General features: G+C 70.4%; 15 protein-coding genes and 1 pseudogene. 7 read left to right on the top strand and 9 right to left on the bottom strand.

The window, feature by feature from the left end; genetic code table 11:
* Window positions 1–78: 78 nt before the first annotated feature.
* Window positions 79–753: a Crp/Fnr family transcriptional regulator gene (locus CG723_RS28250; protein WP_100596519.1), complete on the bottom strand. Its 675-nt coding sequence runs from the start codon at window positions 751–753 to the stop codon at window positions 79–81.
* A 387-nt stretch (window positions 754–1,140) separates the two neighbouring features.
* Between CG723_RS28250 and nth the strand changes: the two genes are divergently transcribed.
* The 3 genes from nth to CG723_RS28235 are packed head-to-tail and all read left to right on the top strand — an operon-like array spanning window position 1,141 to window position 4,035.
* On the top strand, window positions 1,141–2,046 hold the full coding sequence (gene nth / locus CG723_RS28245) for an endonuclease III (RefSeq protein ID WP_442802594.1): 906 nt from the start codon (window positions 1,141–1,143) through the stop codon (window positions 2,044–2,046).
* Between the two features lie 59 nt (window positions 2,047–2,105).
* A complete protein-coding gene (locus tag CG723_RS28240; RefSeq protein ID WP_199841925.1) occupies window positions 2,106–2,822 on the top strand; it encodes an NUDIX hydrolase in 717 nt (238 codons plus the stop codon).
* Between the two features lie 13 nt (window positions 2,823–2,835).
* Window positions 2,836–4,035, top strand: a complete 1,200-nt coding sequence (locus CG723_RS28235; protein ID WP_100596517.1) for a MarP family serine protease — start codon at window positions 2,836–2,838, stop codon at window positions 4,033–4,035.
* A gap of 36 nt (window positions 4,036–4,071) precedes the next feature.
* Here CG723_RS28235 and CG723_RS47915 read toward each other — a convergent pair whose 3' ends face one another.
* The 6 genes from CG723_RS47915 to CG723_RS28205 all read right to left on the bottom strand — a co-directional run bounded on the left by CG723_RS47915 (window position 4,072) and on the right by CG723_RS28205 (window position 12,044).
* A complete protein-coding gene (locus tag CG723_RS47915; protein WP_100596324.1) occupies window positions 4,072–4,260 on the bottom strand; it encodes a hypothetical protein in 189 nt (62 codons plus the stop codon).
* Between the two features lie 151 nt (window positions 4,261–4,411).
* Window positions 4,412–5,362 (bottom strand): alpha/beta fold hydrolase, encoded by a 951-nt coding sequence (locus tag CG723_RS28225; protein WP_100596323.1) that lies wholly within the window; start codon window positions 5,360–5,362, stop codon window positions 4,412–4,414.
* Window positions 5,359–5,868, bottom strand: coding sequence for a phage holin family protein (locus CG723_RS28220; RefSeq protein WP_100596322.1), 510 nt, complete (start codon window positions 5,866–5,868; stop codon window positions 5,359–5,361). The genes CG723_RS28225 and CG723_RS28220 overlap by 4 nt, the downstream gene beginning before the upstream one ends.
* 51 nt (window positions 5,869–5,919) lie before the next feature.
* Window positions 5,920–7,323: a Na+/H+ antiporter NhaA gene (gene nhaA, locus CG723_RS28215; protein WP_100596321.1), complete on the bottom strand. Its 1,404-nt coding sequence runs from the start codon at window positions 7,321–7,323 to the stop codon at window positions 5,920–5,922.
* Window positions 7,324–7,528: 205 nt separating this feature from the next.
* Window positions 7,529–9,529, bottom strand: a complete 2,001-nt coding sequence (gene acs, locus CG723_RS28210) for an acetate--CoA ligase (RefSeq protein ID WP_100596320.1) — start codon at window positions 9,527–9,529, stop codon at window positions 7,529–7,531.
* A 121-nt stretch (window positions 9,530–9,650) separates the two neighbouring features.
* The gene (locus tag CG723_RS28205) at window positions 9,651–12,044 is read right to left on the bottom strand and encodes a bifunctional SulP family inorganic anion transporter/carbonic anhydrase (RefSeq protein ID WP_100596319.1); all 2,394 of its coding nucleotides are present in this window, start codon (window positions 12,042–12,044) and stop codon (window positions 9,651–9,653) included.
* A gap of 347 nt (window positions 12,045–12,391) precedes the next feature.
* Here CG723_RS28205 and CG723_RS28200 point away from each other — a divergent pair.
* Window positions 12,392–13,666, top strand: a pseudogene (locus tag CG723_RS28200) (hypothetical protein).
* A 29-nt stretch (window positions 13,667–13,695) separates the two neighbouring features.
* Here CG723_RS28200 and CG723_RS28195 read toward each other — a convergent pair.
* Window positions 13,696–14,676 (bottom strand): ATP-binding protein, encoded by a 981-nt coding sequence (locus CG723_RS28195; RefSeq protein WP_199841924.1) that lies wholly within the window; start codon window positions 14,674–14,676, stop codon window positions 13,696–13,698.
* A gap of 101 nt (window positions 14,677–14,777) precedes the next feature.
* Here CG723_RS28195 and CG723_RS28190 point away from each other — a divergent pair, with 101 nt between their 5' ends.
* A complete protein-coding gene (locus CG723_RS28190; RefSeq protein ID WP_100596317.1) occupies window positions 14,778–15,602 on the top strand; it encodes an oxidoreductase in 825 nt (274 codons plus the stop codon).
* Between the two features lie 404 nt (window positions 15,603–16,006).
* Here CG723_RS28190 and CG723_RS28185 read toward each other — a convergent pair whose 3' ends face one another.
* Window positions 16,007–16,852, bottom strand: a complete 846-nt coding sequence (locus CG723_RS28185; protein WP_100596316.1) for an HAD family hydrolase — start codon at window positions 16,850–16,852, stop codon at window positions 16,007–16,009.
* A gap of 594 nt (window positions 16,853–17,446) precedes the next feature.
* Between CG723_RS28185 and ssd the strand changes: the two genes are divergently transcribed.
* Complete coding sequence (gene ssd, locus CG723_RS28180) at window positions 17,447–18,568, top strand: septum site-determining protein Ssd (RefSeq protein ID WP_100596315.1); 1,122 nt, start codon at window positions 17,447–17,449, stop codon at window positions 18,566–18,568.
* Window positions 18,569–18,750: 182 nt separating this feature from the next.
* Window positions 18,751–19,896: a TadA family conjugal transfer-associated ATPase gene (locus tag CG723_RS28175; RefSeq protein ID WP_100596516.1), complete on the top strand. Its 1,146-nt coding sequence runs from the start codon at window positions 18,751–18,753 to the stop codon at window positions 19,894–19,896.
* Window positions 19,897–19,914 lie beyond the last annotated feature (18 nt).

Here is a 19,914-nt window from a genome sequence, read left to right as displayed (position 1 = left end):
CGGCATTTTCCGCGGCGGTGAACGGGTGATCCCGCCTCCCCGGAGGGAGACGGGACCCGTACGCCTTGAACGAAGGTGTCAGCGCGAGCGCTTCGCGAGGCGCTCCACGTCGAGCAGGATCACGGCGCGGGCCTCCAGGCGGAGCCAGCCGCGGCCCGCGAAGTCCGCGAGCGCCTTGTTCACCGTCTCGCGGGAGGCGCCGACCAGCTGGGCCAGCTCCTCCTGCGTCAGGTCGTGCACGACGTGAATGCCCTCCTCCGACTGCACGCCGAAGCGGCGGGAGAGGTCCAGGAGCGCGCGGGCCACGCGGCCCGGCACGTCCGAGAAGACCAGGTCGGACATCTGGTCGTTGGTCTTGCGCAGGCGCCGGGCGACGGCGCGCAGCAGGGCGGAGGCCACCTCGGGGCGCGCGTTCAGCCAGGGCAGGAGGTCGCCGTGGCCGAGGCCGAGGAGCTTGACCTCGGTGAGCGCGGAGGCGGTCGCCGTGCGCGGGCCCGGGTCGAACAGCGAGAGCTCGCCGATCAGCTCGCCGGGGCCGAGCACCGCGAGCATGTTCTCGCGGCCGTCGGGGGAGGTGCGGTGGAGCTTCACCTTGCCCTCGGTGACCACGTACAGGCGGTCTCCGGGGTCGCCCTCGTGGAAGAGGGCGTCGCCGCGCGCGAGGGTCACCTCACTCATGGAGGCGCGGAGCTCCGCGGCCTGCTCATCATCGAGCGCCGCGAAAAGCGGGGCGCGCCGCAGAACGTCGTCCACGAGTTTCTCTCCTATGTCGACCTGCATCCGGGGACCGGGTTCCCGCTCCCCATTTTGCCGGACGGTCCAAACAGTGTGATCAGTCACTCAGGCACAAGTCTGCCGCACGGGCGTCGCAAGCTGTGGGGGAGGGGGCCAATCGAGGACTGATCTGCGGGGTCCACCGCGGATGTCAGCGGCTGCCTTTAGGCTGGCCGAGTGTCCAAAACGCCGGTGAGAGCAGAGGCCAAGGGGGCTGGGACGGTGACCGCAGGACGTAATTCCGCTGTGGGCGAACAGGCCCCGGCCGCGCCCGAGAAAGCGGCAAAAGGGGTAAAGCAGGCTAGGGGTGTCGGGGATGGCGCCGGGGGTGCTGCGGCTTCCGCGGGGAAGGGGGCTGGTGGTGGCGTGGGTTCCGGTGGGAAGCGTGCTGCCGTGAAGAAGGCCGGCGCCGCCAAGCCCGTGAAGAAGGCCGCCGCCGCGAAGTCGGACAAGCCCCCGAAGAAGGCCGCTGCCAAGCCCGAGTCCCGCACCGCGCTCGTACGGCGGGCCCGGCGCATCAATCGTGAGCTCGCCGAGGTGTACCCGTACGCCCACCCCGAGCTGGACTTCGAGAACCCCTTCCAGCTGCTCGTCGCCACGGTGATGTCGGCCCAGACCACCGATCTGCGGGTCAATCAGACGACGCCCGCCCTCTTCGCCAGGTACCCGACCCCGGAGGACCTCGCGGCCGCGAACCCCGAGGACGTCGAGGAGCTGATCCGGCCCACCGGGTTCTTCCGCGCCAAGACGAAGTCGATCATGGGGCTCGCGGCGGCACTGCGGGACGAGTTCGGGGGCGAGGTCCCGGGGCGTCTCGAAGACCTCGTCAAGCTGCCCGGCGTCGGCCGCAAGACCGCCTTCGTCGTGATGGGCAATGCCTTCGGGCGGCCGGGAATCACCGTGGACACGCACTTCGGACGGCTCGTGCGGCGCTGGAAGTGGACGGAGGAGACCGACCCGGACAAGGTCGAGAAGGCCATCGGCGAGCTCTTCCCGAAGAGCGACTGGACGATGCTCTCCCACCACGTGATCTTCCACGGCCGCCGGATCTGCCACGCCCGCAAGCCCGCCTGCGGCGCCTGCCCGATCGCGCCGCTCTGCCCGGCGTACGGGGAGGGCGAGACCGACCCGGAGAAGGCGAAGAAGCTCCTGAAGTACGAGAAGGGCGGCTTCCCCGGTCAGCGCCTGAAGCCCCCGCAGTCGTACCTGGACGCCGGCGGTATCCCGGCGCCCCCGCTCGGCGCCACCGCGCCGCCCGCCACGGGGGAGTGACGCATCGCGGAACGAACGGTGAGGGCGCCAGCGTTGTGTTCAGTTGGACGGGGGTGCCTATGACGCATGCACACAGTGAGGCGCACGAAGAGCGCGTGACGAAGATCGAGCCCGTGCGGCTGAGCCGCGAGGGGCTGCCCGAGTGGCTCGACCCGGTCGTGAAGGCCGCCGACACGGTCGAGCCGCTGCAGCTGAGCCGTTTCCTGCCGCCCGAGAGCGGCGACGGGCGCCAGTCCGCCGTCCTGATCCTCTTCGGTGAGGGCGAGCGCGGCCCCGAGCTGCTGCTCATGGAGCGCGCCACATCGCTGCGCTCGCACGCGGGCCAGCCGTCCTTCCCGGGCGGCGCCCTCGACCCGGAGGACGGCGATCCGCGTACGGACGGGCCGCTGCGCGCCGCCCTGCGCGAGGCGGAGGAGGAGACCGGGCTCGATCCGCGCGGCGTCCAGCTCTTCGGCGTCCTGCCGAAGCTGTACATCCCGGTGAGCAGCTTCGTGGTGACGCCGGTCCTGGGCTGGTGGCGCACACCGACGCCGGTGCAGGCGGTCGACCCGGCGGAGACGGCCCGCGTCTTCACGGTCCCCGTGGCAGATCTCACGGATCCGCGCCACCGTGCGACGGCGGTCCACCCGAGGGGCCACCAGGGCCCGGCGTTCCTCGTCGAATCGGCTCTGGTCTGGGGCTTTACGGCCGGAGTGATCGACCGGATCCTGCACTACGCGGGATGGGAGCGCCCCTGGGACCGCAGTAAGCAGGTCCCACTCGACTGGCGCTCATGACAGGGTGGCCCACGTGAATGTGCTGGACATCCTGTTGCTCGTCGCCGCCGTGTGGTTCGCGATCGTGGGCTACCGCCAGGGCTTCGTCGTCGGCATCCTGTCGGTGATCGGCTTCCTGGGCGGCGGCCTCGTCGCGGTCTACGTCCTGCCCGCCATCTGGAGCGCGGTGACCGACGAGGCCAAGGTGAGTACGACCGCGGCCGTCGTCGCCGTGATCGTGGTCATCGTCTGTGCCTCCGTGGGACAGGCGTTCACCACGCACTTGGGGAACAAGCTGCGCCGGTACATCACCTGGTCCCCGGCCCGCGCCCTGGACGCCACGGGCGGTGCCGTGGTGAACGTGGTGGCGATGCTCCTCGTCGCCTGGCTCATCGGCTCGGCCCTGGCCGGCACGACGCTGCCCACGCTCGGCAAGGAAGTGCGCAACTCCAAGGTCCTGCTCGGCGTGTCCAGAGCCCTGCCCACGCAGGCGAACACGTGGTTCGCGGACTTCTCGTCCGCGCTCGCGCAGAACGGCTTCCCGCAGGTCTTCAGCCCGTTCTCGAATGAGCCGATCACCGACGTCCAGCCTCCCGACCCGAAGCTGGCGAACAGCCCGGTCGTGCAGACGGCCAAGCGCTCCATCGTCAAGGTGACCGGCCAGGCCCCCAGTTGCGGCAAGGTCCTCGAAGGCTCCGGCTTCGTCTTCGCCGACCGCCGCGTCATGACGAACGCGCATGTGGTCGGCGGCGTGGACGAGCCGAACGTACAGATAGGCGGCGAAGGCCGGATGTACGCGGCGAAGGTCGTCCTCTACGACTGGAAGCGCGACATCGCCGTACTGGACGTGCCCACGCTGAAGGCGCCCCCGCTCCAGTTCACGTCCACGGACGCCGAGCGCGGCGCAGGCGCGATCGTCGCCGGCTTCCCGGAGAACGGCGCGTACGACGTCCGCCCCGCGCGCGTGCGCGGCCGCATCACGGCCAACGGCCCGGACATCTACCACCGCGGCACCGTGCAACGCGATGTGTACTCGCTCTACGCGACCGTCCGCCAGGGCAACTCCGGCGGCCCGCTGCTCACGCCCGAGGGCAAGGTGTACGGCGTGGTCTTCGCGAAGTCACTCGACAGCGCCCAGACCGGGTACGCGCTCACCCGAGACGAGATCAGCCAGGACATCGACCGCGGCCGCACGGCCAACCAGCAGGTGGGCAGCGACAACTGCGCCCTGTGAGGTTCGGGAGGCGGTGAAGGCCGGGCCGGTGACGCGTCAGTCGCGTGTGTGCCGCAGCCGGGCCGAGACCCAGCGGGCCCGGCGGCGCAGGATGCGGGGAATGTTGATCCCCGGAGGGGTTTGGTCATGGCCCGGTTCCTGCGGGCCACCCCCCGGGTGACGGCTCAGCACCGTGGCTGAGCGGCGGTTGCGTGCTGCGTCACTGTAGTCGTGCGTCCAGCCCATACCCCGACGTGTGCCCGTGCCCCAAGGTCGGTAATCGCGCGCACGCCCCCCAATTGGCCTATGCGCCAGGCAATTGGCAGTTCGAGGGACAGTTGTTCCCGGACATGGCTCGAACGCGTCACCCGATCGTGCGAGGGCGGCCGCGCGGCCGTCACCGGTCGGGCTCGGGGTCCTTCAGCCAGCTGACCAGTTCGCTGGAGAACGCGACCGGGTCCTCCTCGTGCGGGAAGTGCCCCAGACCGTCGAACAGCCGCCAGCGGTACGGCGCTTCGACGTACTCGCCGGAGCCCGCCGCGCTGCGCGTACGCATCACGGGGTCGAGGGAGCCGTGCAGATGCAGCGTCGGCACCCGCACCGGACGCTTCATGCGCCGGTTGAACTGGATGCCGTCCGGACGGGCCATCGACCGCACCATCCAGCGGTACGGCTCGACCGAGCAATGTGCCGTGGACGGGATGCACATGGCGCGCCGGTACACGTCCACGGCCTCGTCGTCGGGGAGGCGCGGCCCGGACCAGTCCCGGATCAGCCGCCCGACCAGGGCGCCGTCGTCCGCGACGAGCTGACGCTCCGGCACCCACGGCCGCTGGAAGCCCCAGACGTACGAGCCCGCGGCGGTCTGCTTGACGTCGGACAGCATCGCCGAGCGCCAGCGCCGGGGGTGCGGCATCGAGGAGACCACGAGCCGGCGCACCAGCTTGGGCCGCATGACGGCCGCGGTCCACGCGAGATAGCCGCCCAGGTCGTGCCCCACGAGCGCCGCGTCGGGCTCGCCGAGGGACCGTACGACGCCCGTGATGTCGAGGGCGAGGTTCGCCGGGTCGTAGCCGCGGGGGGTGCGGTCGCTGCCGCCGACGCCGCGCAGGTCCATGGCCACGGCCCGGAACCCGGCGTCGGCGAGCGCCACCATCTGGTGCCGCCACGTCCACCAGAACTGGGGGAAGCCGTGCAGGAGCAGGACCAGTGGCCCGTCGCCCATCTCGGCGATGTGGAAGCGCGCGCCGTTGGCGGCGACGTCCCGGTGGGTCAGCTCGCCGCCGCCCGGGACGCCGATGCGTACGACCGAGGCGGGCTGGGCCGAAGGGGTGGCGGGGTCCGTCATGAAGACGAGCGTGCCACAGCCTCGACCGTGTCGCCGACTCGGTTCGCCGGGACCACCTGACGGGGGTGCGGTTTGGCGTTCCCCAGTACGCCTGCCGTCTCCTTGACCGAGGCGGCGACCTTCTGCGGGCCCTTGCCCTTCTTGGCCTTCTTCGCGAAGACGACGCCGATCAGCGCGAGCAGGCCGGCCACCAGCACGTTCGCCGCGAAGGACAGCAGGAAGCACCAGCCGAGGTTCCAGCCGCCCTCGCCGTTGTGCCCGCCGGTCCAGGCCTGGATCCCGTAGGCGAGCGCGAAGCTCAGCATGGGCAGGGAGAAGAGCAGGACCACGCCGGCTGCCGCCAGGGCGCCGCCGCCGACCGCGCCGCGCTTGACGTCCTGCTTGAGCTGGGCCTTCGCCAGGGCGATCTCGTCGTGCACCAGCGCGGACATCTCGGTCGTGGCCGTGGCGACCAGCTGGCCGATGCTGCGTTCGGCGCCGACCGGTGTGCCGTCGGGTGCGCTCATCGCGTACTCCCTCTTCTCTTTACGGGCATCTGTAGCAGACCTGCTGTCAGATCATGCCGGACGACTGCTCCCGTCGCTTGCCCCGCCCGTCACTTCGGCAAGCCTGCGGTGTTCGGCGGCCTTCTTCTCGTAGATCTCCGCCATCCGCAAGTGGTACTCCGGCTTGTCCTCCTCGTAGATGTCGGGGATGCCGTCGAGGTCGTCGTCGCGCTCCTCGTCGGCGCAGACCGCGCGGTACTTGGCGTTCCGGAGCTTGAGCAGGACGCTCGACAGGACCGCCGCGATGAGGGAGCCCATCAGGACGGCGGCCTTGACCTCATCGGTCAGCAACGGGTTCCCGGCGAAGGCGAGTTCGCCGATGAGGAGCGAGACGGTGAAGCCGATGCCGGCGAGGGACGCGACCGCGAACACGTCGGGCCAGGCGAGTTCGTCGGAGAGCGAGGCCCGGGTGAAACGGGCCGTCAGCCAGGTGCCGCCGAAGATGCCGACGGCCTTGCCGACGACGAGCCCGAGCACCACACCGAGCGTCTCCGGCTTGGTGAACACGTCGGTCAGGGCACTGCCCGACACGGCGACGCCCGCGCTGAGAAGGGCGAACATCGGCACGGCGAGCCCCGCCGAGAAGGGGCGCACCAGGTGCTCGATGTGCTCGCCGGGGGAGTGCTCCTCGCCGTCCTGCCGGGTGCAGCGCAGCATGAGCCCCATGGCGACACCGGCGATGGTGGAGTGGATGCCGCTGTTGTACATCAGGCCCCAGATGACGAGGGCCAGCGGCACGTAGATGTACCAGCCTCGTACGCCCTTGCGCAGGAGCAGCCAGAAGACGGCGAGGCCGACGACGGCGCCCGCGAGGGCCGCGAAGTTGATGTCGCTGGTGAAGAAGACCGCGATGATCAGGATCGCGAAGAGGTCGTCGACGACGGCGAGCGTGAGCAGGAACGCGCGCAGCGAGGACGGCAGCGAGGTGCCGATGACGGCGAGGACGGCCAGCGCGAACGCGATGTCGGTGGCGGTCGGCACGGCCCAGCCGTCGAGCGAGCCGCCGCCCGTGACGTTGACCAGGAAGTAGACGAGCGCGGGGATCGCCATGCCGCAGAGCGCGGCGGCGACGGGCAGCATGGCCGCCTTGGGGTCGCGCAGGTCACCGGCGACGAGTTCGCGCTTGAGCTCGATGCCGGCGACGAAGAAGAACACGGCGAGCAGTCCGTCGGCGGCCCAGTGCTCAAGGGACAGGTGGAGGCCGAGCGCGGAGGGGCCGATGTGGAAGTCGCGCACGGCCTCGTAGCTGTCGCTGAGCGGGGTGTTGGCCCAGACGAGGGCGGCGATCGCGGCGACGAGGAGCAGTACTCCGCCGACGGTCTCGGCACGCAGGGCGTCCGCCACGAACGTACGCTCGGGAAGAGAGAGCCGGCCGAGGGCCTTACGGCTGTTCTTGCTGGGGGCGGGCGCGGCCACGGGTGAAGACCTCCGGTCGGGTTCGGCTTTCGCGAACGCGCCGACGAGGGGTCGTCGACGGCGTTGCCGACCAGACTTCCCGGCACACCTGAGGATTCACCCTACCGGGTGTACGCGGGCCATACCTGGTGATCGTCACTTTACGCACGAAATGGGCACCCGGCGCGTTCGGCGCCGGGTGCCCATTTCGTGGTGTGCGGCGTGGTCAGTCCTCGCTCGACGCGGCCGGGAGCCTGGTCTGGATGAGGTCCATGACGGACGAGTCCGTCAGGGTCGTGACGTCTCCCAGCTCCCTGTTCTCCGCGACGTCACGCAGCAGGCGCCGCATGATCTTCCCGGAGCGGGTCTTGGGCAGCTCGGCCACGGGCAGGACCCGCTTCGGCTTGGCGATCGGGCCGAGTGTCGCGCCCACGTGGTTGCGCAGGTCGGCGACGAGGCCCTCGTCGTCGGCGTTGGCGGTGCCGCGCAGGATGACGAAGGCCACGATGGCCTGACCCGTCGTCTCGTCGGCCGCGCCCACGACCGCCGCCTCGGCGACGGAGGGGTGCGAGACGAGCGCGGATTCGACCTCGGTGGTCGAGATGTTGTGGCCGGAGACCAGCATCACGTCGTCCACCCGGCCGAGCAGCCAGATGTCGCCGTCCTCGTCCTTCTTGGCGCCGTCACCGGCGAAGTACTTGCCCTCGAAGCGGGACCAGTACGTGTCGATGAACCGCTGGTCGTCGCCCCAGATGGTGCGCAGCATCGACGGCCACGGCTCGGTCAGGACGAGGTAACCGCCGCCCCCGTTGGGTACTTCGTGAGCCTCGTCGTCCACCACCGTCGCCGAGATGCCGGGCAGGGCACGCTGGGCGGAGCCGGGCTTGGTCTCGGTGACGCCGGGCAGCGGCGAGATCATCATCGCGCCGGTCTCGGTCTGCCACCAGGTGTCCACGATGGGGCACTTGTCGCCGCCGATGTTCTTCCGGTACCACATCCAGGCCTCGGGGTTGATCGGCTCACCGACCGAACCGAGGACCCGCAGACTGCTCAGGTCGAACTTGGCGGGGATGTCGTCCCCCCACTTCATGAACGTGCGGATCGCCGTCGGCGCCGTGTACAGGATCGTCACCCCGTACTTCTGCACGATCTCCCAGAAGCGGCCCTGGTGCGGGGTGTCCGGGGTGCCCTCGTAGATGACCTGCGTCGCGCCGTTCGAGAGCGGGCCGTAGGTGATGTACGAGTGCCCGGTGACCCATCCGATGTCGGCCGTGCACCAGTAGACATCGGTCTCCGGCTTGAGGTCGAACACCGCGTGGTGGGTATACGAGGCCTGCGTGAGGTAGCCGCCGGAGGTGTGCAGGATGCCCTTGGGCTTACCTGTGGTGCCGGACGTGTAGAGGATGAACAGTGGCTGCTCGGCGTCGAACGCCTCGGGCGTGTGCTCCGCCGACTGCTTCTGCGTGATCTCGTGCCACCACACGTCGCGGCCCTCGGTCCAGGCGACGTCCTGCTTGGTGCGCTGGACGACGAGGACCTTCTCGACCCCGTCGACGCGGCTGACGGCGTCGTCGACGGCGGGCTTGAGCGCGGACGGCTTGCCGCGCCGGTAGCCGCCGTCGGCCGTGATGACGACCTTGGCGTCGGCGTCCCGGATGCGGGCCGCGATGGCGTCGGCCGAGAATCCGCCGAAGACGACCGAGTGCGCGGCACCGATGCGCGCGCACGCCAGCATCGCGACGACGGCCTCGGGGATCATCGGCAGGTAGACGGCGACGCGGTCGCCCTTCTGCACGCCCAGCTCGGTCAGCGCGTTGGCCGCGCGGCTGACCTCGTCCTTGAGCTCCGCGTAGGTGATGGCCCGGCTGTCGCCCGGCTCACCCTCGAAGTGGATGGCGACCCGGTCGCCGTTCCCGGCCTCGACATGGCGGTCGACGCAGTTGTACGCGACGTTCAGCTTCCCGTCGGCGAACCACTTGGCGAACGGCGGGTTCGACCAGTCGAGGGTCTCGGTCGGCTCGGTGGCCCAGGTCAGCCGGCGGGCCTGCTCGGCCCAGAAGCCGAGCCTGTCAGCCTTGGCCTGTTCGTACGCCTCCGCGGTGACGTTGGCGGCGGCCGCCAGGTCGGCCGGCGGCGCAAACCTTCGCTCTTCCTTAAGAAGGTTGGCCAGGCTTTCGTTGCTCACGACATCTCCCTTTCCCAGGGTGTCCGTTGTGTCCCAGACCACAGCTCATCAGACGGCCCCCCTCGGTGACAAGGGGGGTCCGAATAATGGTTTAGACCTGTTGGGCTCTATACGTGCGTGCCGATGGCGTCACTCATCGGCACGCACGCTCTCACGGACGGGTTCAGGCAGGGCGCAGTTCGCCCTCCGGCGCCACCTGGTCGAACACCTCGTCGGGCCGCTCGGTGAGCAGATAGGCCTGCGCCTCGCCCACGTGGAAGTACATCCCGTGCAGTTCGAGCGAGCCCTCCTGGAGGCGGCGGGCCACCGACTCGTGCGCCCGCAGATGCTCCAACTGCTGGACGACATTGGTCAGGCAGAGCTGCTCGACCGAGTCGGCGGGGGCGCGCCCCGCGAGCCGCGCCCAGGGCTGGTTCGCGGCCGCCATGCGGGCCAGGCTCGGCAGGCCGTGCCGCAGCCACCGCTTCAGGGGTGTCTGCGCGCCGCCCTCGGGCGGACTGTTGAGCAGCGCCTGCATAGCACCGCAGCCGGAGTGCCCGCACACGGTGATCGACTGCACCTTCAGTACGTCGACGGCGTACTCGATGGCCGCGGCGACCGAGTCGTCACCGCTCTCGGCGCCCGGCAGCGGCACCAGATTCCCCACGTTCCTGACGACGAAGAGGTCGCCGGGGCCGCTTGAGGTGATCATCGACGTCACGAGCCGGGAGTCGGCGCAGGTCAGGAACAGCTGGGTGGGCCGCTGCCCCTCACGGGCGAGCCGGGCGAGCTCGTCCCGCACATGCGGCGCCGTGTCCCGCTGGAACGCGCTGATGCCACTGGCCAGTTGATACCCGCCACCGCCGGCCGGGGGAGCGGCGGTCTCGGTCTGCGGGCGGTCGCAGTGGTGGTTGCGCCAAGGCGTCCACGGCCGGCAGCAGGAGTGCGACGCCGACGCGGGCTCGGCGATACGGGTCCCCGCCCGCCCGGTCACCTCGACCTTCCCGCCCTGCGCGACATGCGACTTCTGCCAGTCCTGCAGGGACTCGAACGCGGCGTGGTCCATGAAGGACCCGTCCAACTCCACGACGCAGCAGGCCCCTTGGGGTACCTGGTGCAGTACGCGGCTGAGCCGGGGCACGGCGAGGAACGTCAGCTGCCCGCGCACTCGCACGTGATGCGTCCCGCCTCGGCTTTCGGCGCCCGCAGCGCCTGCTCTGTCTGCTTCGTCTGTTCTGCCTGTTCCCTCCACGGTGTGGGTGATCCGTGTGCGGGCGAGCCGGTGCAGGGCAACCGCGACGGCGACCGCGATACCGAGGGCGACACCCTCGAGTACCCCGAGGACGACCACGCCGAGCGTCGTCACGGCGTAGACGAGGACCTCACGGTGGCGCGTGACCGTCCGGATGTGGTGCAGGGACACCATCTGGATACCGACGGCCATGACCAGGGCGGCGAGTGAGGCGAGGGGGATCAGCTCGAGCACCGGGACCATCAGGAGCGCGGCCACTACTACCCAAACGCCGTGCAGCATCGTGGAGTTCCTGCTCTCACCGCCCGCGTTCACATTCGCGGCGCTGCGGACCGCGACCCCGGCGACGGGGAGTCCGCCGAGGGTGCCGGAGACGATGTTGGCCGCCCCCTGGCCGAGCAGCTCCCGGTCGAGGTCGGAGCGGCGGGCCGCCGGCCGCAGGGCGGGCTTCGAGGACGCGAGCTTGTCCACGGCGACGGCGCCGAGCAGCGACTGCACGCTGCACACGAGCGTCACGGTCAGGACGGCCGCCACGAGGCCCAGTACGGGCCCTTCGGGCAGGCCGGCGAGGGCGTGGCTGCTCCAGGACGGCAGGTCGACCTTGGTCACGGTGATCCCGGCGAACGCGGCGGTCGCCGTGGCGCAGGCGACGGCGACGAGCGCGGCGGGCGCCCGGCGCAGAGCCCGCCCGGCACGTCCGGGGATCCGGGGCCAGGCGAACAGGACCGCGAGCGTCAGGAGGCTCAGGCCCAGTGCGGCCAGGTCCACGTGGGTCAACTGGGCGGGCAGCGCACGGAGATTGCCGAGGACGGCGCTCTGGGGGGTGCCGCCGAGCACGATGTGCACCTGGGCGACCGCGATGGTGACGCCGATTCCGGCGAGCATGCCGTGGACGACGGCGGGGGACACGGCGAGCGCGCTGCGGGCCACGCGCAGGCAGCCGAGGCCGAGTTGGGCGATTCCGGCGATGACGGTGATCGCGCAGGTCGTCCGCCAGCCGTAGCGGTGGATGAGGTCGGCGGTGACGACGGTGAGGCCGGCGGCCGGGCCGCTGACCTGCAGCGGGGAGCCGCCGAGGCGGCCGGCCACGAGTCCGCCGACGGCGGCGGCCACGAGTCCCGCCTGGAGCGGGGCCCCGGTGGCGAGGGCGATTCCGAGGGACAGCGGCAGGGCGATCAGGAAGACCGCCGCGGACGCGGAGAGGTCGGCGCCCGAGACGCGGAAGCGGCGGGGCGGCTTCGGCGGCGGGCTGTGGGGTGGATGGGTGCGGCTGGTTTCGTCGGTCCGTGTCGGATCGGCAGGGCGTGTGGGGACGCAGGCTGACATGTTTCCCGTCTCCTCCGGGGCAGCGCGGTCGCGGAACGAGGGGCCCCGTCTGTGGCGGGGCAGGGTCGCGGCCGTGGATCACGGCGTGCAGCGGCGGGATAAATCAACTCTCGGTAAATGGATAGTAATGCAGAGTAAAGGTTGTGGACGGGTTTTCGGGTCAAATGGGGCATCGGTTCACCTCAATGGGTGAATAGGGGCTTTCTTTGGCTTGTCGTATTAATCCTTCCCTGGGCCTCGTGCGACGTTGGCGGCGCCGTTGATAAATGCGGCATTTCACCACATTGGTCCCGCGCTGACGTGAAGAGATCCGAGCCGAAGAGACCCAAGGAAAAAGGTGGTCGGACATGGCCGCCACCAAGAAGCTGGCCGCGAGCTTCACCGTCGCCGCGGCGTGTGCAGCAGTCCTGTCCGGTTGCGCGATCCGTGACCACCAGGCGACCGGTCCCCAGAAGGGCGCTCCCGGCCCGAAGGAGGCCGCCCCCGCGCCGGGAAGCGCGATTCGGCTGATCGAGGACGGCTCGACCGCCTTCGCCGGAGGTCAGCCGCGTCTGCCGAAGGCCGAGCGCCTGAAGGCCGGCCAGAAGCTGCCGCAGTTCGTGGTGTTCTCCTGGGGCGGCGCGGGGGAGGACGGCCGGAAGCTGTTCTCGCACTTCCGCAAGGTCGCCAGGGAGAACAACGCGACGATGACGTACTTCCTCAGCGGCGTGTACATGCTCCCGGAGGAGAAGCGCGACTTCTACCGGCCGCCGCGGCGCTCACCGGGCAGCTCGGAGGTCGGCTTCAATGACGAGCAGGGGATCAAGGACACCGTGGACCAGCTCCGCGGCGCCTGGCTCGAGGGCAACGAGATCGGCACGCACTTCAACGGCCACTTCTGCGGCAAGGGCGGCGGCGTCGGCGAGTGGTCGGTGGATGACTGGAAGGACTAGGTCCGCCAGGCCAAGTACTTCGTGAAGTCCTGGAAGACGAACGCGGGCATGAAGAACGCGGCCCCGCTCCCCTTCGACTACGACAAGGAACTCATCGGCGCCCGCACCCCGTGCCTGGAGGGCCAGAAGAACTTCCGGCGAGCGGCCCACGACCTCGGCTTCCGCTATGACACCAGCGGCGTCAACGACCAGGTCTGGCCCGACAAGGACGACGGTCTGTGGGACCTGTCGATGCAGCTCGTCCCGTTCCCCGGGCACAAGGACGAGCAGCTCACCATGGACTACAACTTCATGATCAACCGGTCGGGCGCCGCGACCCAGGGCGACGCCGACAAGCAGGAGTTCTGGGGTGACGAGATGCGCGACAGCCTCCTTCAAGGCTTCGACCGCGCCTACAAAGGCAACCGCGCGCCGCTGGTCATCGGCAACCACTTCGAGTCCTGGAACGGCGGCAGCTACATGCGCGCCGTCGACGAGACCGTCCACGCCGTGTGCAACAAGCCCGAGGTGCGCTGCGTCTCCCTCCGCCGGCTCGCCGACTGGCTGGACGCCCAGGACCCGAAGACCCTGGACCGGCTCACCAAGCTGGGTGTCGGCCAGGCCCCCAAGCAGGGCTGGGCATCCTTCATGTCGATCAGCCCCGCCCCGGCACCCAAGGGGGTACCGGGAGCGCCGGCGGTGAAGCGGTAGCCGAGCACTGTCGGGCGTGGCCGTGCCGGTCAGGCGGTGGCGGCCACGCTCTCCTGGAGGACGAAGGCGGGGTCGACCTGGGCCGCCAGGTCGGCGCCCGTCTTCGCGTTGCCCCAACTCTGCGCGTTCTTCAGGTGGAAGTGGACCATCTGGCGTGTGTAGCGCTCCCAGTCGCGGCCCGCGTAGGCCGCGTCCGCGGCGGACCGGAGCGTGCGCAGGGCGGCCGCGTTGGGCTCCTCCAGGAGGTCGAACCGGGGAGGGCGGCCCTTCTCCATGGCGCGTACCCAGTCGGAGTGCCCGACGGTGACGAGCAGGTCGTCTCCCACCTGTGCGCGGAGGAAGTCGAGGTCATCCTGGCCCTGCACCTTGTTCCCCACGACCTTCAGTGTGATGCCGAAGTCCCGTGCGTACTCCTTGTACTGGCGGTAGACCGAGACTCCCTTGCGCGTCGGCTCGGCGACGAGGAACGTCATGTCGAAGCGGGTGAACATGCCGGAGGCGAAGGAGTCCGAGCCTGCGGTCATGTCGACGACCACGTACTCGTCGCGGCCGTCGACGAGATGGTTCAGACACAGCTCCACCGCTCCGGTCTTGGAGTGGTAGCAGGAGACACCGAGGTCGGCTTCGGTGAAGGGGCCCGTGACCATCAAACGCACGGCCCCGCCGTCGAGTTCCACGGGTCGGGCACACGCGTCGTACACCGGGTTGTTCTCACGTACCCGCAGAAGGCGCGAGCCCTCGCCGGGCGGGGTCGTCTTGATCATCGTGTCCGCGGAGGCGATCCGTGGATTCGAGCCGCGCAGGTAGTCCTTGATGAGGGGGAGGCGTGCGCCCATGGCGGGCAGTTCGGCCGCCTGGTCGTCGTCGAGCCCCAGCGCGGGCCCCAGGTGCTGGTTGATGTCGGCGTCCACCGCGATGACCGGGGCGCCCATGGCGGCGAGGTGACGGACGAAGAGCGAGGACAGCGTGGTCTTCCCGCTGCCGCCCTTCCCCACGAAAGCGATCTTCATGTTCACCAAGGGTAGTGGGGTGGTCGCTGTTCGTGTCCGTCCTGCGTGAAGAAGACCACTCCTTCGTGGGGCGGGGCCCTGGACTGCGTAGGGTCGTACCCATGAGTACGACAGCCGACCCCCTTGCCGCCCTCGGGGCCCTTCCGGGCGTGGCCGACTCCGTGGACTCCGTGCGCAAGGCCGTGGACCGGGTCTACGGCCACCGGGTCATGCGGCGTCGCAGCCATGCCGTCACCTCCGAAGCCGCGCTGCGCGGCGCGCGCGGCAGTGCGGCGCTGTCCGGTGCCGACTGGCCGCTCGAAGAGGTGCGCAGGCGCTCCGACTTCAGCGGCGCGGGCGGGGACGAGGAGGCGCGCACCGTGGGCGCCGCCCTGCGGCTGACGGCGGAGGCGGGCCAGCTCCTGTCGATCTGGCGGCAGTCCCCACTGCGGGTGCTCGCACGTCTGCACCTCGTGGCGGCCGCCGACAACGGCGACACGGTGGGGCGCCCCCGGCAGGGTGGCGAGCCGGTCGACGAGCCGCTGGTCGAGCTGCCGCTGCCGGATGCGCAGGAAGTGGCGGGCCGGCTCGAAGGGCTCTCGGGGCTGATCATCGCGGGTGGCTCGGCCCCGGCACTGGTCACCGCGGCGGTCGTGCACGGCGAACTGCTCGCACTTCGGCCCTTCGGGTCGCACAACGGGCTGGTCGCGCGCGCGGCCGAGCGCATCGTCCTGGTGGGCAGCGGTCTCGACCCGAAGTCGATCTGTCCGGCCGAGGTGGGGCATGCGGAGCAGGGTCGCGCCGACTATCTGGCCGCACTCGAGGGCTATGTGTCGGGCACCCCGGAAGGGGTTGCCGCGTGGATCGCGCACTGCGGGCGGTCCGTGGAGCTCGGCGTCAGAGAGTCGACGGCGGTGTGCGAGGCGCTCCAGCGCGGAGCGGCGTAGGCGCCGTAACGGGTTCCTGGAAAGGCCCTGAACAGGGTTGCGGCGGTACGAGTCCTCGTACCGCCGCTGGCATGTTCACCTGGTTACCAAGCGTCCTCGAAAATTGCCCATCAGGTCGGGAACTTAGCCCGTGGCCTGGTGCGGCTGGCCCGTAATCGACGGGTCGACGTCGCGTGGGTGCCTGGTGTTCATGCTCGGTCCGTGGGGCCTTGGTTGCGTTTTAAGGTGATCCTCTCGGATGTCCCTTGGTCTCGCGGGCCGTTGCCTTATTTGTACTCCAGGTAGGGAGGAAGCGAAACCCCTGGCCGTACTTCTTTACTTTTACGTTCAATTAGGGGCGAAACGGGCGGCCGGATGACGGGTTTGTTCCGCGACCGTGCGGCGGGCCCGCATAAAAAGGCCGGTCAGCTGACCGTGGCGCGTCGGCGGCTGGCGTACCAGACCAGGCCCGCGGTCGCCGCAGCGGCGCCGACAGCGGCGGCGACGACGAGGGCCGGCCGCGACGGTGCGGACAGAGAGGGCAGTCGCTGCTTGAGCCGGACGGGCCGGTTGAAGTCGAGAATCGGCCACTCTCGCGCGATGGCCTCACGGCGCAGCGCCCGGTCCGGATTGACCGCGAAGGGGTGGCCGACGGACTTCAGCATCGGCACATCGGTCGCCGAGTCGCTGTACGCGTAGCAGCGCGAGAGGTCATACCCCTCGGACCGCGCGAGCTCCTCGATCGCCTCCGCCTTCGTCGGCCCGTACGCGTAGTACTCCACCTCACCCGTGAAGCAACCGTCGTCGCCGACGACCATGCGCGTGGCCACCACACGGTCCGCGCCGAGGAGTTCGCCGATCGGCTCGACGACCTCCGCGCCGGACGTGGAGACGATCACCACGTCGCGCCCGGCGGTGTGGTGCTCCTCGATGAGCGACGCGGCCTCGTCGTAGATGATCGGGTCGATCAGGTCGTGGAGCGTCTCGGCGACGATCTCCTTCACCTGCTGCACGTTCCATCCGCGGCAGAGTGCCGAGAGGTACGAGCGCATCCGCTCCATCTGGTCGTGGTCGGCGCCGCCGGCGAGGAACACGAACTGCGCGTACGCGGTCCGCAGCACCGCCCTGCGGTTGATCAGCCCGCCTTGGTAGAACGACTTGCTGAAGGTGAGCGTGCTCGACTTCGCAATGACCGTCTTGTCCAGGTCAAAGAACGCGGCTGTGCGGGGCATCGAGTGCGTCAAGGAGTGGTTTTCCACGAGCTCGAGCATAGGCGCCCACCATTCGGCGTAAGCTTTGGCGCGTGGGTTTGCCTGAGAAGGCTCTCGGGTACACCATGGAAGTCACGGATCGTTCGCGACCGTGCTAACCCGGTCTGGCTCCTCCCCCCCCGAGTCGGACCGTGGGGACGACCCCCGCTCTCCCCCCCGGCGGGGGTCGTCGCATGTCCGGACCCACTTTGGGTCCGGACTTTTGCGTTCTCCACCCTGTTGCCGCCCTGCGCCGAGTCGCTGGCTCGCGGCTCCTCGCGTCCGATCTCCGTCACCGAGCGTAGTCGAGAGGCTGCTCTGTGGAAGGCGTGGAGAGGGTAGTTGAGGGGTCGCCCTAGATGGCACAAGTGATGTCACCGGTATGGGTGATGGGGATATTCACAAGCACTCTCTTGTCCACAGTAATTGACCAAGATCCACACGATTTCCGGGATCGCTGCACGGTGATTCCACTCGCGAAGTCGGGACCGGTGTTCATTACCGGTTCCGTTCGCCGGTCGGGCAGTCGGCAGGACTGTCGGCCGGCCTGCGCTGCGCGAGGGGAGTGGCCGGCTCGCAGGTGCGAGTGGGACAGCGAGCGAGGGGGCGGAAATCGTGGCGGGAGCCATCACATGCGACCGGGCGCCGGTCGCCGACGGGCGGCGGCGGACACCGCTGATCGTGACGGAGGACGTGGATCTGCTGGACGACCTGCTGCGGCTGTGCGCCGCGGCCGGCGCGCGGCCCGAGGTCCATCACGGGGTGCCGGAGCGCAGAGGGAGCTGGGAATCGGCGCCGCTGGTGCTCGTCGGCGACGACGCGGTCGAGCGGGTACGGGGTGTGGCGCGGCGGCGTGGCGTCGTGCTGGTGGGGCGTGACCAGGACGATCCGGGAGTGTGGCGGCGGGCCGTCGAGATCGGTGCCGACCATGTGCTGATGCTGCCGGACGGCGAGCAGTGGCTGATGGACCGCATCGCCGACGTGGCCGAAGGAGTGGGGAGGCCCGCGCTCACCGTCGGGGTGATCGGCGGGCGAGGCGGGGCCGGGGCGTCCACGCTGGCGAGCGCACTCGCCGTGACCTCGGCGAGGACCGGGCGGCGCACCCTCCTCGTCGACGCGGATCCGCTTGGCGGTGGGCTCGATGTGCTGCTTGGCGGGGAGGCTGCTGAAGGGATGCGGTGGCCCGCGTTCGCGGAGTCGCGGGGACGGGTCGCGGGTGGCGCGCTGGAGGAGTCGCTGCCCGAGCTGCACGCCCTGCGGGTGCTGAGCTGGGATCGGGGCGACACGGTGGCGGTCCCGCCTGAAGCCGTACGGGCGGTGCTGGCCGCGGCGCGACGGCGGGGCGGCGCGGTCGTCGTGGATCTGCCGCGCCGGGTCGACGAGGGGGCGGCCGAGGCGCTCGCCCAGCTGGATCTGGGGCTGCTTGTGGTGCCGCCGGAGCTGAGGGCCGTCGCGGCGGCGAAGCGGGTTGCCTCCGGCGTGGGGATGGTGCTGCGGGATCTGCGCGTGGTGGTGGGGCCCTCGCGCGGAGGTGTGGCCGGCGCGCTCGATCCGGATGAGGTCGCGCGGCTTCTCGGGCTTCCGCTGGTCGGTGAACTTCCGGCGGAGGGCGCGCTGCCGGCGGCCGATGGGGGCGGACTGCCGCCGGGTGGTGCGGCGCGGGGGCCGCTCGCGCGGTTCTGCGCGGCGTTTTGGGAGCGGGTGCCGGTTGCGGCGGCAGAGGGAGGTGGGGTGTGAGAGCGGGGGCGGCATGTCGGGGTGGGCGTGGGTGTGAGTGCGGGTGAGGTGCAGGTGTGGCGAGTCGAGGGGCGTGGGCTGTGAGTGCCGGTGTGGTGGGTGATGACGGTGGGCGGCGTGTGAGCGGGGGTGTGGTCGGTGATGACGGTGCGCGGCGTGTGAGTGGCGTCGTGGGCGCGCGCATGTTGGACGGGGTGCGGCAGTGGCTCGCGGAGAACGGCGCGGAGGCGACCCCCGCGCGGGTCGCGGAGGCGCTCCGGGCTCAAGGGAAGCTTCTCGGGGACGCCGAAGTATTGGGTGCGGCCGGCAAGTTGCGCTCCGAACTCGTGGGCACGGGACCGCTTGAGCCCTTGCTCGCCGATCCGTCGGTGACCGACGTACTGGTGTCCGCGCCCGACCGGGTGTGGGTGGACCGGGGAGGTGGCCTGGAGCTGACGGGCGTGTCGTTCGAGAGCACCTCATCCGTACGGAGGCTCGCGCAACGGCTCGCGGCGGTGGCCGGGCGGCGCCTGGACGACGCGAGGCCGTGGGTGGACGCCCGGCTGCCGGACGGGACCCGCCTCCATGCCGTCCTGCCGCCCGTCGCCGTCGGCTGTGCCTGCCTTTCGCTGCGGGTGGTCCGGCCGCGTGCCTTCACGCTGGAGGAGCTCGTGACGGCGGGGACGGTGCCGCCCGGCGGGGACCGGGTGCTCAGGGCCCTTCTCGATGCCCGGCTGTCGTTCCTGATCAGCGGTGGTACGGGGTCCGGTAAGACGACGCTCCTGAGCGCGTTGCTCGGCCTGGTGGGGCCGGGGGAGCGCGTGGTGCTCGCCGAGGACTCCGCCGAGCTGCGGCCCGACCATCCACATGTGGTGCGGCTTGAGGCGCGGCCCGTCAACCAGGAAGGGGCTGGGCTCGTGGCCCTGGACGACCTGGTGCGTCAGGCGCTGCGCATGCGGCCGGACCGCCTGGTGGTGGGCGAGGTGCGGGGCCCTGAGGTCGTGGCGCTCCTCGCCGCGTTGAACACGGGGCACGAGGGGGGCTGCGGCACGGTCCACGCGAACGCCGCCCATGACGTGCCTGCCCGCCTGGAGGCTCTCGGGACGGCGGCCGGCCTCGATCGCGGTGCCCTGCACAGCCAGTTGGCGGCGGCCCTGTCGGTGGTTCTTCACCTCGTACGGGACCGGAGGGGTCGGCGTCGCATCGCCGAGGTCCATGTCCTGGAACGTGACGCGGCCGGCTGGGTGGTCACGGTGCCGGCACTGCGGTGGGGCGAGGGGGAGTTCGTGCGGGAGCGGGGGTGGGGGCGGCTGCGGGGGTTGCTCGGGGAGTTCATGGAGGGGGGTTAGGCGGGTTCGGGCTGGAGT

Source organism: Streptomyces sp. CB01635, assembly GCF_002803065.1.
Classification (GTDB): domain Bacteria; phylum Actinomycetota; class Actinomycetes; order Streptomycetales; family Streptomycetaceae; genus Streptomyces.
The sequence above is the reverse complement of the archived record's forward strand: the minus strand, read 5'-3'. Positions and strand labels throughout refer to the sequence as shown.

Coding starts and splice junctions, on each gene's coding strand:
- CG723_RS28205 (WP_100596319.1), bottom strand. CDS start 12,044: ATGTCAGCCTGCGTCCCCACACGCCCTGCCGATCCGACACGGACCGAC.
- CG723_RS28175 (WP_100596516.1), top strand. CDS start 18,751: ATGTTGGACGGGGTGCGGCAGTGGCTCGCGGAGAACGGCGCGGAGGCG.
- CG723_RS28240 (WP_199841925.1), top strand. CDS start 2,106: ATGACGCATGCACACAGTGAGGCGCACGAAGAGCGCGTGACGAAGATC.
- CG723_RS47915 (WP_100596324.1), bottom strand. CDS start 4,260: ATGGGCTGGACGCACGACTACAGTGACGCAGCACGCAACCGCCGCTCA.
- CG723_RS28190 (WP_100596317.1), top strand. CDS start 14,778: ATGAGTACGACAGCCGACCCCCTTGCCGCCCTCGGGGCCCTTCCGGGC.
- CG723_RS28185 (WP_100596316.1), bottom strand. CDS start 16,852: ATGCTCGAGCTCGTGGAAAACCACTCCTTGACGCACTCGATGCCCCGC.
- CG723_RS28195 (WP_199841924.1), bottom strand. CDS start 14,676: ATGAAGATCGCTTTCGTGGGGAAGGGCGGCAGCGGGAAGACCACGCTG.
- CG723_RS28225 (WP_100596323.1), bottom strand. CDS start 5,362: ATGACGGACCCCGCCACCCCTTCGGCCCAGCCCGCCTCGGTCGTACGC.
- CG723_RS28220 (WP_100596322.1), bottom strand. CDS start 5,868: ATGAGCGCACCCGACGGCACACCGGTCGGCGCCGAACGCAGCATCGGC.